Annotated in this window: 17 protein-coding genes; 4 read left to right on the top strand and 13 right to left on the bottom strand. The window is 39.2% G+C overall.

The genetic code is table 11. The features are described from left to right. Positions 1 to 81: 81 nt before the first annotated feature. From nrfD to QV04_RS00940, 9 genes are all read right to left on the bottom strand, one after another. Complete coding sequence (nrfD, locus tag QV04_RS00980; RefSeq protein WP_065230637.1) at positions 82 to 1,041, bottom strand: cytochrome c nitrite reductase subunit NrfD; 960 nt, start codon at positions 1,039 to 1,041, stop codon at positions 82 to 84. Further along, positions 1,038 to 1,715, bottom strand: coding sequence for a cytochrome c nitrite reductase Fe-S protein (gene nrfC / locus QV04_RS00975; RefSeq protein WP_026210921.1), 678 nt, complete (start codon positions 1,713 to 1,715; stop codon positions 1,038 to 1,040). Before nrfC ends, nrfD begins: the two co-directional genes overlap by 4 nt. Continuing rightward, positions 1,712 to 2,302, bottom strand: coding sequence for a cytochrome c nitrite reductase pentaheme subunit (nrfB, locus tag QV04_RS00970; RefSeq protein WP_013746493.1), 591 nt, complete (start codon positions 2,300 to 2,302; stop codon positions 1,712 to 1,714). Before nrfB ends, nrfC begins: the two co-directional genes overlap by 4 nt. 63 nt (positions 2,303 to 2,365) lie before the next feature. Next, entirely contained in the window at positions 2,366 to 3,859 is a 1,494-nt protein-coding gene (gene nrfA, locus QV04_RS00965; RefSeq protein WP_065230638.1) for an ammonia-forming nitrite reductase cytochrome c552 subunit, read from the bottom strand. 283 nt (positions 3,860 to 4,142) lie between these two features. Further along, on the bottom strand, positions 4,143 to 5,315 hold the full coding sequence (locus tag QV04_RS00960) for a XylR family transcriptional regulator (RefSeq protein WP_065230639.1): 1,173 nt from the start codon (positions 5,313 to 5,315) through the stop codon (positions 4,143 to 4,145). A gap of 35 nt (positions 5,316 to 5,350) precedes the next feature. Continuing rightward, positions 5,351 to 6,718, bottom strand: a complete 1,368-nt coding sequence (xseA, locus tag QV04_RS00955; RefSeq protein WP_082985550.1) for an exodeoxyribonuclease VII large subunit — start codon at positions 6,716 to 6,718, stop codon at positions 5,351 to 5,353. Next, positions 6,708 to 7,913 carry a cupin domain-containing protein gene (locus tag QV04_RS00950; RefSeq protein WP_021460994.1) on the bottom strand — a complete coding sequence of 402 codons (1,206 nt, stop codon included), beginning with the start codon at positions 7,911 to 7,913 and terminating at the stop codon, positions 6,708 to 6,710. The genes xseA and QV04_RS00950 overlap by 11 nt, the downstream gene beginning before the upstream one ends. A gap of 14 nt (positions 7,914 to 7,927) precedes the next feature. Then, a complete protein-coding gene (locus QV04_RS00945) occupies positions 7,928 to 8,242 on the bottom strand; it encodes an RnfH family protein (protein ID WP_018345578.1) in 315 nt (104 codons plus the stop codon). Then, positions 8,235 to 8,669 (bottom strand): type II toxin-antitoxin system RatA family toxin, encoded by a 435-nt coding sequence (locus QV04_RS00940; RefSeq protein ID WP_021460995.1) that lies wholly within the window; start codon positions 8,667 to 8,669, stop codon positions 8,235 to 8,237. The genes QV04_RS00945 and QV04_RS00940 overlap by 8 nt, the downstream gene beginning before the upstream one ends. A 124-nt stretch (positions 8,670 to 8,793) precedes the next feature. Between QV04_RS00940 and birA the strand changes: the two genes are divergently transcribed. The 3 genes from birA to ychF all read left to right on the top strand — a co-directional run bounded on the left by birA (position 8,794) and on the right by ychF (position 11,493). After that, positions 8,794 to 9,738, top strand: coding sequence for a bifunctional biotin--[acetyl-CoA-carboxylase] ligase/biotin operon repressor BirA (gene birA, locus QV04_RS00935; RefSeq protein WP_065230640.1), 945 nt, complete (start codon positions 8,794 to 8,796; stop codon positions 9,736 to 9,738). Between the two features lie 66 nt (positions 9,739 to 9,804). After that, on the top strand, positions 9,805 to 10,392 hold the full coding sequence (gene pth / locus QV04_RS00930; RefSeq protein WP_065230641.1) for an aminoacyl-tRNA hydrolase: 588 nt from the start codon (positions 9,805 to 9,807) through the stop codon (positions 10,390 to 10,392). Positions 10,393 to 10,401: 9 nt separating this feature from the next. Further along, positions 10,402 to 11,493 (top strand): redox-regulated ATPase YchF, encoded by a 1,092-nt coding sequence (ychF, locus tag QV04_RS00925; protein ID WP_065230642.1) that lies wholly within the window; start codon positions 10,402 to 10,404, stop codon positions 11,491 to 11,493. Between the two features lie 63 nt (positions 11,494 to 11,556). On the opposite strand, the gene ndk is transcribed toward ychF, so the two are convergent. The 4 genes from ndk to QV04_RS00905 are packed head-to-tail and all read right to left on the bottom strand — an operon-like array spanning position 11,557 to position 14,407. Next, entirely contained in the window at positions 11,557 to 11,976 is a 420-nt protein-coding gene (ndk, locus tag QV04_RS00920) for a nucleoside-diphosphate kinase (protein WP_039168198.1), read from the bottom strand. Positions 11,977 to 11,985: 9 nt separating this feature from the next. Next, entirely contained in the window at positions 11,986 to 13,287 is a 1,302-nt protein-coding gene (gene pepB, locus QV04_RS00915; protein ID WP_065230643.1) for an aminopeptidase PepB, read from the bottom strand. 58 nt (positions 13,288 to 13,345) lie between these two features. Continuing rightward, complete coding sequence (locus QV04_RS00910; protein ID WP_039173048.1) at positions 13,346 to 13,816, bottom strand: glycine zipper 2TM domain-containing protein; 471 nt, start codon at positions 13,814 to 13,816, stop codon at positions 13,346 to 13,348. 12 nt (positions 13,817 to 13,828) lie between these two features. Then, on the bottom strand, positions 13,829 to 14,407 hold the full coding sequence (locus QV04_RS00905; protein WP_065230644.1) for a VOC family protein: 579 nt from the start codon (positions 14,405 to 14,407) through the stop codon (positions 13,829 to 13,831). A 100-nt stretch (positions 14,408 to 14,507) separates the two neighbouring features. Between QV04_RS00905 and argS the strand changes: the two genes are divergently transcribed. After that, positions 14,508 to 16,235 (top strand): arginine--tRNA ligase, encoded by a 1,728-nt coding sequence (argS, locus tag QV04_RS00900; RefSeq protein WP_065230645.1) that lies wholly within the window; start codon positions 14,508 to 14,510, stop codon positions 16,233 to 16,235. Positions 16,236 to 16,277: the final 42 nt, after the last annotated feature.

The raw sequence follows: 16,277 nt of genomic DNA, 5'->3' as shown, positions 1-16,277 counted from the left end.
AATTATTGGCAGAAAATAAGTATTAAAATATGACCTACTTCTTGTAACGGAAGTAGGTCGAAGCTTATAGGCTTTTGCATTTTAGGCAAGTGTCATTTGTCCTGCATATAATGCCCAAAAACGTAAACAAAGTACGCCGAATAAACTTAGTCCGGCAACAAAGAGTATAAACCCTTTGCGATGTTTTACTGTTTCTGGTGCGACTGCATTAAGGAATAATGGGGCAATTAAGCCAATTCCAACTAAACCTATCCAGAAAACATAAGACCAAAAACCACCGCCGATTGCATTATAAAGTGCAACCGTTTTTTGACCGCCTCCAAGGAATAATCCGATACAGAATGCAAAAAGTAGAAATGCTTCAATTAATACCACCGGTAATTCAAACTTATGGACGAAATTCAAGGCCGGTGAATGGGTGCTTTCTTTGGTAAAGAGCAATGAAGTAATCATTAATGCCGCAATACCGGAAGAGGTGCCGGAAGCCAAGAATAGCGCCGGCAGAACCGGATTATTCAACATCGGATAACTGATTAATGCCGATAACAAGAAACCGGTATAAGCACCTAATAACACGGAAAGGAAAATTAGGATAATCTCCACCGGCGAACTGAAACGCTCTAATTTCTCAATAATATTATTGATAAAAGCGAGTTTCGGCAAAAAGCGGTTAATAAGTTGAGCCACTAATGTTTTAAAGATAAAGGCTAACCATAAAAGCAGAAATACCATATAAACTTGGAACAGCATTACCCCCATCGACATAATAGAAGTGTGGTGGTAGTTGAACATCAAATACCAGAAAGTCCAAGGTTTAGTTAAATGGAAAATCAAAATGGTTAAACCTAACAGCAATGTTGTCGGTGCAATAATGGCGGCACAGCGAATAATATTATTTTCACTGGGATGATTGCCGGCGATACCGCTGCGTTTGAGCAATACCGCAATCATTGTTGCACCGGCGGAAATACCTAATAAGAAAAGGTAAATCGCAATAATTTCATCCCACACGAGGGATGGAAAATGAAAAGGACTGTTCATCGTCTGATCTCCCCGTGTTTACTTGGAATGTGATACAAGTTAGGTTCCGTGCCTAATTCCACTTTGGTGCGATAAACCTGCTGTTGGTGAATTTTTTTATTGATTTCACTATGAGGATCATTCAAATCACCAAAGGTTAACGCTTTCGTTGGACAAGATTCCACACAAGCAGGCAGTTTACCTTTTGCCAAATTGGTATCGCGACAGAAGTTACATTTATCCGCTGCCTTGGTAATCGGATTGATATAACGAACGCGATAAGGACAGACGGCAATACAGTACTGACAACCTACGCATAAATCTTTATTCACATCGACAATACCGGTTTTGGCATCAATGAATGAAGCACCGGTCGGGCAGACGTGAACGCAAGGGGCATTGCTGCAGTGTTGGCACGAATGGCGGAAAAATTCATATTCCACATCCGGAAATTCCCCATAAGGTTCGCTACGAATAATTTGTAAGCGGGAAACGCCTTCAGGAACTTGATTGACTTCACGACAAGCATCCATACAGGCGGTACAACCGATACAGCTGCGTTCATCGTGCAGCATTCCGTAGCGTTTATTTTTTTCTTCGGAGAGTGCAACCGCCAGGGTTTTATTGCTGGTACCGGCAACCAACATCAATGCACTCATACCCGAAACAAAGTTACGGCGTGAACAATTCATCATTTTTCCTTATTCGCTTGATTCTGTTTTTCTTCACGAAGCGCCTGTTGTTTACCGTGGCAATCGACACATAATTTAACGCGTTGTTTCGGTTCGATACCTTTCATTGCGTCGTGTTCCGGGTGTAATGTATGGCAGCTTGCACAAGGCAATTTCATTGCGTGAACATCGTGAACCCAGAATTTTTCCCGTAATTTTTCCGGTTGATGACAAGCGAAACAGACTTGGTTCTGCTCCTGAACGGTGTACATCGGTGTTTTTCCGTCAAAAATATCGCCGTGGAAACGCATCACATCTTTCACGCCACGACGGTGATCTTCGGAAATTTTACCGTGACAGCTGACACAATTAATCGGCTTGCCGTTATTCGGGTTTAACTTGCTCAAGTGGGTGCCGTGAAATTGTTGATCATTAAATTTATGGCATTTCGCACAGTATTGATTCGGATCACGTTGATTTTCCAACTGCGGTTGGTAACTTAACGTATTTGCACCGTTTGTGTTGCTTGTTTCCTGTGCCGAAACATTAACGGCAAGCAGCAGAGAAGCCGTAACAAACAGCACTTTTTTAAAAGACATATAAAAACTCATTTTCTTATCCTCAAGGAAATCCTGATTTAAGCGGTTGCTCATAATGAGCAACCGGACCAAAATTTATTTTGCATCAGCAGGTAATAAACCTTTCTCTTTAGCTTCTTTATCCCATTGAGGTACAACCGTTTTTAAGAACTCTTCTTTTTCACGTTTCTGTTTTTCAATATCAATGCCCATTGCAGCCTGTGCTTTTTCTTTAGTAGAAATATCAGGAATAGCAACCGGTTGTTTTACGTTATGTTTGGTCAGAATAACTGCCAATTTACGACGAGCATCTGCTGCTTTATCCAAACCGGAACTTAATACTTCCAAAGCCACTTCAGGAGCGTGCATATAGAATCCGTGGCTGGCTGAGGTGTAATCCCAGCGCCATTGTGCGTGACGGATATCTTGTAAAGCATCTTTCATTTCTGCTTCAGTTGCACCAGCATCCCAAGCAGCTTTTGCTTCAAAGTGAGCGTGAACAAGTTGATCTTCAAGTTTGATCATTGCAGATTGTACACGTTCTTTGCGTGAATTAACGATACTTTGTAGTTTTTCTTTGCTTTGATCGTGGCAATTAGCACAGGTATTTTGGAAGTTATCGAACGGATTGCCAATGTTGTGGTTAGTAAATACGCGACCATCTGCGGTTTGTTGTTTTGCCATATGGCAATCAACACAAGTCACACCATTTTTACCGTGCATTCCCATCGTCCAAGTTTCGAAATCAGGGTGTTGTGCTTTTAACATTGGTGCTTTGGATAGTGAATGAGTCCAATCTTTAAACTGGAGATCATCATAATATTTTTCCATCTGTTCAACGCTTACGCCGTTCTGCCAAGGGAAAGTAACGATTTTTTTATCTCCGGCGAAGAAATATTCAACGTGGCAGTTAGCACAAATAGCAGCACGTTTATCGGTTTTATCGGAACGTTCAAAATTCCAATTAATCTTATCTAAAGCGCGTAAAACGTGTGGACGAGCAATGCGTAAAGCTGGTTTACCTTCAGCGAACTCTTTTGAATTAGTATCGTGGCAGTCGGCACAACCAATAGGATTAACAATTTCGTTACCCCATTTTGCCCATTTTGCACCGAAATAGCCATCTTCGCCTTTTTCAGTAATTAAACGAGCAACATCCGGGCTTTTACAAGTCCAACAAGCAGCTGGTTGAGGTCCACTGTTTTCATCTTTTGGGGCACCTGTACGCAAGATATTACGTACATCGGTTACCGCATAATAGTGACCGCGGGGATGATTATATTCTGATGAAAACAGATAACCTCCCCAAAGCACTACTAATCGAGGATCTTCAGCTAATGCATCACCAATTTCTTCAGATTGGCTGGTACCTAACCAAGATTGATATTGAAGTGGATATTTTTCTGCAAAAAGGTCATTGCGAACGGCAACTTTATCAATGTCAAATTTCATATCTTTGAATTTGTCATTATTCAGTTGATTCTGATCCGGTACCGGATTAGCCGTTTTATCTTCAGCAGAAGCGGACATAGCACTTATAGTTGCTATTCCAGCTAGCATTACAAACAATGCTTGTTTTAAAGTTCTCACGATAATTACCCCAACATAAAGTTATTCACATAACAAAAAGCTAACAATTGTCTATACTTTATACAGAAAAGAGAAAGACAAAATAAGCCGTAAATAAAAGTTACTTTATCAAATAATGCTATAATTTCTAAGGTTTTATGCTGTTTTTTTGAGATTAATCAAAAAGTTTTACACGATTGTGGCAAAAATAGGAGGTAAGTTATTATTAATACCCATTTATGGGTAATTAAATTATATTAATCAATAAGTTATACAATTTATTTTTGTACTCATTTAGAGGTATTTAGCGTGATTTTTGCAATCTATATTCATTTGGCGTTTGGTTGAACTCTTTTTTGAAAACGAAATAAAAATATTGTACGGAAGGGTAACCACATATTTCAGCAATTTCTTGGATAGCAATATCCGTATCTGTCAGTAGCTGCTTGGCTTTGTTCATTTTTTCATTATGCAATATTTGATGAATTGTTTTGCCAGTTTCAATACGAAAACGGTTTTCTAGGTTAGAACGAGAAGCCTTAACATAATCCAAAACTTGCTCGACTTTAATGCCGGAACAAGCATTAACTCGGATATAATGCAAAGCCTGAATGACTAAAGGATCCTGAATTGAACGATAGTCAGTTGAAGTACGAGATTCAATGCGTAATGGTGGAATTAAATATTGGTATTGTTTAATCGGGCGATTTTCTAATTGGGCGTGTAACAACTTTGCCGCTTGGTAACCCATATTTTTAGTGCCTTGTACGACTGATGAAAGTGAAACACGAGAAAATGCTTGAATTAATTCTTCGTTGTCAATTCCGATAATACAGAGTTGATCAGGTACGGGAATATCCAGCAGCTCACAAGTTTGTAACAGATGTCTGGCACGTGCATCGGTTACGGCAATGATTCCGGTATGTTTTGGTAATGCAGTAATCCATTCACTAAGTTGTTGTTGAGCTTGTTGCCAATTATCAGCGTGCGTTTCTTGTCCAAGATAGATTTCCGGTTGATAATTGTTGTTTTTCATTATGCGTTCAAATGCCATTCGGCGTTCATTTGACCAGTGTTGAAAACCAGGATTGGGTAAGCCGTAAAAAGCAAAATGATTGATGCCTTTTCGTTGCAAATGTTCAAATGCTACTTGTAAAATAGCGTCGTTATCAGTGGCGATATAGGGAACATTTTGCGGATAATGTTGAGGATTTTGATAGGAACTGCCAACCGCTACAACCGGTATAGGACAATGTTGTAATTTTTGTACTAACTCCGGATTATCAAAATCTGCAATAATACCGTCCAAATGGCGTTGATCTAGACTTAATTCTCGATGAATAAAATCATCCTCCAGAAAGACATTCCACGCTGTTTTAGAGGTTTGAATATATTCACCGATACCTGCCATCACTTCACGATCATAAACTTTGTTGGCATTAAACAGCAGGGCAATTTGGTAATAGGCTTTTGTCATAATGCTTCCTATTATGGCAGAAATAATACTTGTCTTTAGATTTTTCTGTCCGGTAATGGTTCAATTCGAGTAATTTGACTGATCAATTTGCCGTCAACAGTTCGAGTGATGATTTCTTGCCCGATTGTTACCTGTTTAATACTGTCGATTAACTCTGTATTCATTGATGTGGTAACAGTATAACCGCGTTGTAATACCTTTAATGGACTGATGTTATCTAAACGACCACCGAGATAGGCTAATTTATGTTTTTTCTGCTGTATAAATGTATTTATTGCTGTATGTAAGCGAACTTCCCATTGGTTAACCGTTTGCTGTTGCGTTTCAATTTTTAATGTTAACGGTAACTGTGAAATCCGTTTAGATAATGATGTTTGTGATTGTTGACGGCGTTGTAAATAGTTAGAAACCGCTTGTTTTAAACGCTGTTGCAAATAGAGATATTGTTGCTGTTGCAGTTGTAATCTAGCTTGTGGATGTTGATTTTTTAATCGTAATTGTAAACGTTCTAATCGTTGGATAGAGTGACTGAGTTTATAAGTAAAACCAATTTCTAAACGTTGTTGTAGATAATCAATTTTTTGCCAAAGTTCTTTTTGATCTCGGCTTAATAACTCGGCTGCAGCAGATGGTGTTGATGCACGTAAATCGGCAACAAAATCTGCTATTGTTACATCGGTTTCGTGACCGACAGCACTGATAATTGGAATTTGTGAGCTAAAAATAGCTCGGGCAACAATTTCTTCGTTAAAGCACCAGAGATCTTCAAGTGAACCGCCACCACGACCTACGATTAATACATCACACTCTTGGCGTATATTGGCGATTTTGATACTAGCGACAATATCTTGAGCAGCTTCTTTTCCTTGAACTAAAGTTGGATAAATAATCACTTCAAGCACGGGATTTCGGCGACGTAGGATCTGTAGAATATCGTGTAATGCTGCACCAGTAGCGGAGGTAATAACGCCTATTTTTCGACAATGTGCTGGAATCTCTTTTTTATATTGCTGAGCAAATAAACCTTCAGCAGCCAACTTCATTTTTAATTGTTCAAACTGTTGTTGTAACAGCCCTTCGCCGGCAGTTTGCATACTTTCCACAATAATCTGATAATCACCACGCGGTTCATACAAACTAATATTGGCACGCACTACAACTTGCATTCCATTTTGTGGTTTAAAATTAACGCGTAAATTACGCATACGAAACATTGCTGCGCGAACCTGAGCGTTTTTATCTTTCAGCGTAAAATACCAATGCCCTGATACCGGTTGAGTAAAGTTGGAAATCTCTCCACTTAACCATAAGCTGCCCAATTCTTGTTCCAAGATCTCTTTTGCAAGGCGATTTAATTGGCTAATGGAATAAATTGTTGGTTGGCTTTCACGGTTAAACATCATCAACACTCTCTAATAGAAGCCAACCGCTGTCGAGCCAATCGCATAGACTGTCTAATAATAAATCGAGAGAAATGTCAGCGGAAAGTTTTTGTAAACGTTGCCAATCAAGTGATTTACCATTGGCAAAATCTGCCAAAAGTGTTTGTTCTATTTCATTTAACTCATCAATCCATTCACCATTAATGAAAATATTGCCGTTATCGGTATAGATAATTTTGCAGTTCGCATCTTGACTGAGTCTGTCGCCAGCTTGCAACATTTCGAGCAGCTCATCTGGATAATATTCTGCGTCCGTTGGTAATAAATCATAACGGCGAGCACTGACGGTTTGTGCCACCGCTTGTTGCAATAAGGCATCAAATTGGGATGAATTAGCTAATAAATCTAACAAATGCTGTTTAAAGTTGGCAACAGACTCACTATTTAATTGACCATTCGGCTGTGGTTTCGGTGATAAACGGAAGGGAATAGCAAAGTCACTGCTATTGATTTGTTCGCTGTGATGTTCAATCGTTTTGCACAAATTTTCCAGCAAATCAGCAGCATTCGGATAACGCAAACCGAAAGAAAAAGTCAAACAATCACTTTCGGCAACACCGTAATGAGAAAGGCGAGACGGCACATAAAGCACATCACCGGGTTGCAGCACTTCATCAAAAATTAACTCCCCCATATCATCAAAAATGCGAATTGGTTGATTGGCTTTAAATTCAGTTGAAGGATCACACCATTTGCCCAGTTGCCAACGGCGTTCACCATAGCCTTGCACCAGAAAAACATCATATTCATCATAATGTTTGCCGACTGAACCGCCTTTTGGCGCGAATGAAACCATAATATCATCCCGTTGCCATTGAGGAATAAAAGCGAAAGCCTGCCATAATTTACCTAATTCCGGAGACCACTGTTCCAAATTTTGCACTAATACCGACCATTTCTCCGGCAGATTGCTAAAATCTTGTGCTGATAGCGGACTGGTTTTTAGTTGCCATAGCTCTTGATTCTGTACAATATCAGTGCGGATAAGACGCGCGGTTGCATCCGGATCTTGTGCCAATTCGATAATATCTTGCGGTTCAAACATTCCGATGATTTGCGGCAAACCTTGACGGATTAAAAGCGGTTTTTTCTGCCAATAATCACGAAGAAAAGTTTCGGCATTAATGGTTGTGGGTAAACAAAAAGCGTGTGTCATAACGGCATTCCTAATTATTTTGTTTGTGCTTTTTTGGCTTGTTGTTGCGCGGCTTGTTCGGCGGCACGTTTGCGGCGAATCTCTTTCGGATCAGCCAATAAAGGACGATAGATCTCAATCCGATCTCCCTCCTGTACGATATCGGTTAACTTGGCTAAACGCCCGAAGATACCGACTTTATTGTTACGAAGATCAATATCGTGATAGATCTGTAAAACACCTGATTGCAAAATCGCAGCTTGCAAATTGCTGCCTGCGGTGACTTGAATTTTTTTTAAAAAATGGTGATCAGGTAAAGCATACGCAATTTCTACATTAATGTTAGACACGATAGATCTCCTTTGCACGTTGTTTGAAGGCTTGCACCATTTGTGAAGTGAGTTGTTGAAAAATTTTACCGAACATTTTTTCCACTAACGCATTAGAAAAAGCAAATTGTAATTGTAGGCTGATTTGTGAGCTGTATTCATCCAACTCAAGGAAACGCCATTCTCCATTTAAATGTTTAAATGGACCTTCCACTAATTTCATTTGTATCGACTGATTCAGTTGCATTGTGTTATGCGTGGTAAAGGCTAAACGAATGCCGGCTTTGCTGACAATCAGTTCCGCATCCAATTCATTGCCTTGTTGATGTAAGGTTTTGCCTGAAATACAGCCGGGTAAAAATTCAGGATAACGTTGATAATTATTCACAAGCTGATACATCTGTTCGGTACTGTGCGGCACTAACATTGTTTGAGATACACGATTCATTCGTTTTCCTTAGTAAAGGTTATCGCAGCATAGCGGTTTATCTAATGGCATAAGCGATAGAGATAAAGACAAATGCGGTGTATTATACGGGTTTTGTCGCCATTTTGCATTGGAAGGAAAAGGAATGATTGCGTTATTGTCCGCATTATCAGATGGTAAAAAACATTTTTATACTGATCTTTGCCAAGAATTATCCATAACAAAACAACAACTTGCGGAAGATTTTCAGCAATTGGATCAACAAGGAATAGAAATTTGTTGTGAAGCGGACGGTTGTTATTGGCTAGCTTCGGCAGAGGTGCTGGACAGTGAGTTTTTAACAAAAAATTTGCCACAACAACAGTTGCTTATCCAGCCTGTGATCGATTCTACCAATCAATATTTATTAAACAATTTGCCTAAATTATCAAATAACAGTGTTTGCTTGGCGGAATATCAATTTGCTGGACGTGGTCGGCGTGGTCGTCAGTGGTTATCGCCGTTTGCCGGACAGGTGATAATGAGTTACTACCGTATTTTCTCAACAAATTGTGATATTTCTGGCTTGAGTTTGGCGGCTGGAATGGCGGTAGCCCAAGCATTGACCGAGCTTAACTTACATTCAGTTCAGTTAAAATGGCCGAATGATATTTGGTTAAACGGCAAAAAGTTGGGCGGAATTTTGATTGAGATGAAGCATAATCCGCATTTAGCACAAAATCAGGTGGTTATCGGTTTAGGCTTAAATGTCAATTTGCCGAAAAAATTTGTAGTAGATCAACCAATTGCAATGATTAGTAAGCAGAGAAATATAAATCGTAACCTATTGATTGTTAAATTAATTCAGCATTTAGCGCAGGCATTAACTTTGTTTGAACAGCAAGGGTTATCGGCTTTTATTTCTCAATGGCGACAATATGATGCGTTTTATCAAAAGAAAGTAAAATTATTACTGGAAAATCAATCAATTATCGGAATTGAGCAAGGCATAAATGCCAAAGGAGAATTATTGTTGAATACGGAAGATAATCAACAACTTAGTTTTTCTATTGGAGAAATTTCACTGCGTCCGATAAATGATCAATCGTGATTGTGATTGTAGAAAAAAGGGTTTTTGCATAAAATAGCAGCCCATTTTAGCGACAGGATAAGAATTGTGGCAAAAATAAAATTAATTGTAGGGTTGGGAAATCCAGGCAGTAAATATCAAGATACACGGCATAATGCAGGTGAATGGATGATTACTCGCTTGGCACGCCGTTTTAATGTCAGCTTAAAAGAGGAGAATAAATTTTTCGGTAAAACTGCAATGACAACTGTTTCAGGCAAGGATATTCGATTGTTGGTACCGAATACTTTTATGAATTTAAGCGGAAAATCAGTTGGCGCATTGGTGAATTTTTATCGTATTTTGCCGGAAGAAATTTTGGTTATTCACGATGAATTGGATTTACCGCCCGGCAGCGTGAAGTTAAAACTGGGTGGCGGACACGGCGGTCATAACGGTTTGAAAGATATTATCTCTCAGTTAGCAAATAACAAAAACTTTTATCGTCTTCGCGTTGGCATTGGTCATCCCGGCGATAAAAGTTTAGTGGCGAATTATGTGTTAAGCAAACCTGCCCCACAAGATCAACGCTTAATTGATAAAGCACTGGATGAAGCAGAAAGTTGTATTGATATTTTAATGAAAGAGGGAGTCGAAAAAGCGATGAATCGCTTGAATGGCTTCCGAGCTGAATAAGGATAAATTATGGGATTTAAGTGTGGAATTGTTGGGTTACCAAATGTAGGTAAATCAACATTATTTAATGCATTGACTAAAGCAGGAATTGAAGCGGCAAACTATCCGTTTTGTACAATTGAACCGAATACCGGTGTGGTACCAATGCCAGATCCTCGTTTGGATGAATTGGCAAAAATTGTGAATCCACAGCGCATATTGCCGACAACTATGGAATTTGTCGATATTGCTGGTTTGGTGAAAGGTGCTTCTAACGGGGAAGGTTTAGGTAATAAATTTTTAGCCAATATTCGAGAAACCGATGCAATTGGACACGTTGTACGTTGTTTTGAAAACAATGATATTGTACACGTTTCAGGAAAAATTGATCCGGCAGATGATATTGAAGTCATTAATACTGAATTGGCATTGGCAGATTTAGAAAGTTGTGAAAAGGCGATTTTGCGTTTGCAAAAACGTGCCAAAGGCGGTGATAAAGAGGCAAAATTTGAGTTATCAGTGATGGAAAAATGTTTACCGGTGCTGGAAAATGCAGGGATGTTGCGTTCTATTGGCTTGGATACGGAAGAGTTGCAAGCAATTAAAAGCTATAATTTTTTAACTTTAAAGCCGACAATGTATATTGCTAATGTCAATGAAGATGGCTTTGAAAATAATCCTTATCTTGATCGTGTGCGTGAAATTGCTGAAAAAGAAGGGGCAGTAGTCGTACCAGTTTGTGCAGCGATTGAAGCAGAAATTGCTGAATTGGAGGATGATGAAAAAATTGAATTCCTACAAGAACTTGGCTTGGAAGAGCCGGGATTAAACCGAGTGATTCGCGCAGGCTATAAGTTATTGAATTTACAAACTTATTTTACTGCCGGCGTTAAAGAAGTGCGTGCTTGGACAGTATCGGTCGGCGCCACCGCACCAAAAGCAGCGGCAGTGATTCACACCGATTTTGAACGCGGCTTTATTCGTGCAGAAGTGATCAGTTATGACGATTTTGTGCAGTATAAAGGTGAAAATGGGGCGAAAGAAGCCGGAAAATGGCGTTTGGAAGGAAAAGATTATATCGTTCAAGACGGCGATGTAATGCACTTCAGATTTAATGTGTAATACATTGAATTTGTTTTAAATAGGATCAGAATGCGTGAGTCAAAGCTCACGCATTTTTTGTGGTTAAAATAGTTCATTTGAAGTAAAGAAATAGGCAATTTCTCTTTCGGCTGATTGGATGGAGTCTGAACCGTGAACGCTGTTTCGGCTGCCGTCTAAAGCAAAATCTCGGCGTAGAGTACCCATATGAGCATCAACAGGGTTTGTTTTGCCCATTAATTCCCTATAATCAGCAATAGCATTCTCTTTTTCCAACACTAGAACAACCACTGGTGTAGAGGTCATAAAGGCAATTAAATTTTCAAAAAATGGCTTACCTTCGTGTTCAGCATAGAAACCGGCAGCTTGCTGTTGATTTAAGTGAACCATTTTCATAGCCACAATGGAAAATTGAGCCTGCTCCAAACGCGAAATAATTGCTCCGATTAAGTGGCGTTCGATAATATCCGGTTTAATAATTGCAAGTGTACGTTCTAGAGCCATAAAGATTTCCTATTTTTCAAAAGAAATTAATAAGTTAGCTAAAGTTTTCATTCCGATTCCCGTTGCACCGACCGACCATAATGGGCTTGCTGCTTTACGGAAAGTGGCGGAACAGTCGATATGTAACCAATTTTGCTGATAATTTTCAACAAAGTGAGATAAAAATGCAGTTGCGGTGCTTGCACCTGCTGGTGTATTTACACTCGCTGTATTAGAAATATCAGCAAAGGATGAGCTAATTTGATCACGATGGAACGGCTCAAATGGCAAACGCCAAAAAGGTTCGTTTTCTTCTTTAGCTGAATTGAAAAGTGCAGAAACTAACTGTTCATCCATTGAGAGTACGGAGTGATAGTCATTGCCGACAGCTACTTTGGCCGCACCAGTCAAGGTTGCGCAATCAATAATAATATCCGGTTTTTGTGCAGAAGCTTCAATCAAACCATCAGCTAACACTAAGCGTCCCTCAGCATCGGTATTTAAGACTTCAACAGTAACTCCATTGCGATATTTGATGATATCACCTAATTTGAAAGCTTTACTGCTTACTAAATTTTCAGCACAGCATAAGTAAAGTTTTACTCGTTTTGTTAATCCTCGAGCAATGGCAAAACCGAGTGCGCCGGTTAATAGTGCCGCACCACCCATATCTGAACGCATAGAGTCCATACTGTTACTTGGTTTAATGCTATAACCGCCGGAATCAAAAGTAATACCCTTACCGACTAAACAAGCGAAAACGGGTTCATTAGGATTGCCGCTAGGATTGAAATCTAATTGCAGCATCGCCGGTTTATTATGAGAACCTTTACCAACTTCCCAAATACCATTGTAACCACGTTCTTTCAGTTCTTCACGACTAATAATGTGATAACTGACGCAACCTTTTATGGCATAATTATCTGCTTGTTCACTAATAAATTTTGCTGCTCTGCTTGCCAATTCAGTTGGAGTGATGATTTCTGCAGGTAAATTGATGATTTCACGAATAAAATCGCTACAACGAATACGTTCATAAAGCTCCGCTTCATCATCTTCAGCTAAACAAGGAAATTCAATAGAGAAGTTTTGTTTTGCAGTATAAAATCCTTGATAGAATGCCCAGCAATGTTCTAATTGCCAGTTATCGCCAATTAATTCTACCTCTTTGAAATTTTGGTTACGTAATTTACGAGCTGCTTTTTGTATATCATTAATGTTCTGTTTTTCAGTAAAGTGAATAATGGTTTGATCGTTTTGAAATGAGATTAATGCATTTTCTCCCCAAACTTCAGCTGCCGGCTGTGAGGATAATTGAATTTTCATAGTCATAATTATTTGCCTTAAATAGAAAACAGCGAATTACCGAGGTAATTCGCTGAAAAAGGGATTAAAGTACGGAAACGTTTAAAGACGCACCGCTACCGACAAGTTGCACTCTGGCACCCGGCACAAAACTAGGATCTGCTTTTTGTACCACAGCAATACGTTGACCGTCTTCTTTTTGGATTACAAGTTCAACACCGTTAGTTTGATCCAATTTTTGTTCAATTTTATTACCAACAACCGCACCGGCGATAGCACCGACAGCGGTAGCGATAGCTTGTCCCTTACCACCACCGATGGTTGAACCAACAATACCGCCTAATGCACCACCACCGACAGTACCGATAACACCTTGAGAATTGCTTTCTCCTTGAATGGTTACTGGACGTACAGAAATGATGCGTCCATAGCTGACAGCTCTAGCTTCTTTTGCTTGCCCGCCACTGTATACATTGCCACTATAGAGATCAGAATTAGAACAACCTGCCAACGTAACTGCTGTTAATAGACTTGCAATTAAAGTGATCTTTTTCATATTTTTCTCCTATTATATCTGTTCCGACATCACAATTTCTTTAATAGAAAAAGGATGCAATTTAATTGTTGTAAAATTATTTTTATCCGTTAATTTTATGGCAAGTGCTGGATTTGGTAAACCTTCGCCATCTGCTTTATGACAGCTTTTTTTCAAAATAATTCTGTGAGATTCGATATTAAGCATATTTTCTGCACGATGAAACCACTGTTCAATTGATTCATTCTTTAAAAAAGGCAAAACTAATTCAATATGTTCCCAACCTTGTTGTGGATATCTTTTTTCGTTTGGAAACGGTAATTCAATGATATTCACTGCTTGATTCAGGATGAATAATGGTTGTGGCAGTTGATAAAGATAAATCGGGCGACCGTTGATCTTGTTATTGCTTAACAGTTCTGAATCAGCAGCAAGTGCTTGTTGCCAATAGGTAGCGGTATTAAGATCATTTACGCGTAATGCAATATGATCGATACAGAGCTTTAATCGATCTAATTGTGTCAGTGTGAGAATTTGCGCAAATAGTTTTTCTGCTTCAACTAATTGGGCTGATAATTCAGGAAATTGTTGTAATAATTTTGCTTCAGTCATAATGCGAGGGTATTTTGTTTTTTATACTTTTCTGATAGTGGAAAGCCTAGTATCATTACAAGTTTAAATTTATCGTTTAAATTCAATAAGGCATATATTTGTGAATATTCAAACCATTCTATCTGAAAAAATTAAACAAGCAATGATTGCCGCCGGCGCGGATCAGCAAAGTGAGGCTTTGGTTCGTCCGTCAAGCAAAGCGCAGTTTGGTGATTATCAAGCAAACGGCGTGATGGCGGCAGCAAAGAAATTGGCAATACCGCCACGTGATTTGGCACAAAAAGTAGTGGAAAATCTTGATCTTGGTGAAATGATTGAAAAAGTGGAAATTGCCGGACCGGGATTTATCAATATTTTTCTTAATCCTGCTTGGTTGGCGACACAAACCAATAAAATGTTGGCGGATCACCATTTTTTAATTTCGCCGGTAAAAGCGCAAACTATTGTGGCGGATTATTCAGCGCCGAACGTGGCAAAAGAGATGCACGTCGGGCATTTACGTTCAACCATTATCGGTGATGCGGTAGTGCGTACGTTGGAATTTGTCGGACATAATGTTATTCGAGCTAATCACGTAGGTGATTGGGGAACACAGTTTGGAATGTTGATTGCTTATTTAGAAAAAATGCAGAATGAAAATGCATCCGATATGGAATTAAGTGATTTGGAAGCATTTTATCGTGAGGCGAAAAAACATTATGATGAAGATGAAGTTTTTGCCGAAAAAGCACGTGGTTACGTGGTGAAATTGCAGAGCGGTGATGAGTATTGTCGTAAGATGTGGCGCAAGTTGGTTGACATTACAATGAAACAGAATCAGCGCAATTATGATCGCTTAAATGTAACACTTACTGATAAGGATGTAATGGGAGAAAGTCTTTATAACCCAATGTTGCCGGGCATTGTTGCCGATTTGGAGAAAAAAGGGTTAGCAGTGAAAGATGATGGTGCGGTAGTTGTGTTTTTAAATGAGTTTAAAAATAAAGAGGGTGAGCCACTAGGTGTTATTATTCAGAAGAAAGATGGTGGTTATCTTTATGCAACAACTGATATTGCTTGTGCGAAATATCGTTATGAAACGCTGCACGCTAACCGTATTCTCTATTTTACCGATAGTCGTCAAAGCCAACATTTACAACAGGTTTGGTTAATTGTGCGTAAAGCAGGATATGTACCGGAAAGCGTAACTTGGGAGCATTTCAATTTCGGAATGATGCTGGGTAAAGATAATAAACCGTTTAAAACACGTACCGGTGGCACAGTTAAATTATCTGATCTGTTGGATGAAGCGGTAGAGCGTGCAGAAAAATTGATTAGCGAGAAATCAACCAATTTAAGCGCTGAAGAACAGCGTCAAGTGGCGGAAGTCGTTGGTATTGGGGCTGTGAAATATGCTGACTTATCAAAAAACCGCACGACCGATTATGTGTTTGATTGGGATAATATGTTGACGTTTGAAGGCAATACCGCACCTTATATTCAGTATGCTTACACGCGTATCCGTTCTATTTTTGCCAATAGTGGCATTGATCCTCAGCAGTTGGCAGGTGAAATTCAAATTAAGGATGATAAAGAGCGTCAGTTAGCGTTAACTTTATTGAAATTTGAAGAAGCGATTAACACTGTAGTGAAAGAGGGTACGCCTCACGTTTTATGCGCTTATCTTTATGATTTAGCAGGGGCATTTTCTTCCTTCTATGAACATTGCCCAATCTTAAATCAAGCGGAAGAGGTCAAACAAAGTCGTTTGAAATTGGCAGCATTAACGGCGAAAGTGTTAAAACAGGGATTGGATCTGTTAGGCATTAAAACTGTCGAAAAAATGTAATTTCCGTTATCGGTGTGGTGACAATGCCGCACCGGATCTTGT

The sequence above is a fragment of the Gallibacterium genomosp. 1 genome, assembly GCF_001678575.1.
GTDB lineage: Bacteria > Pseudomonadota > Gammaproteobacteria > Enterobacterales > Pasteurellaceae > Gallibacterium.
The sequence above is the reverse complement of the archived record's forward strand: the minus strand, read 5'-3'. Positions and strand labels throughout refer to the sequence as shown.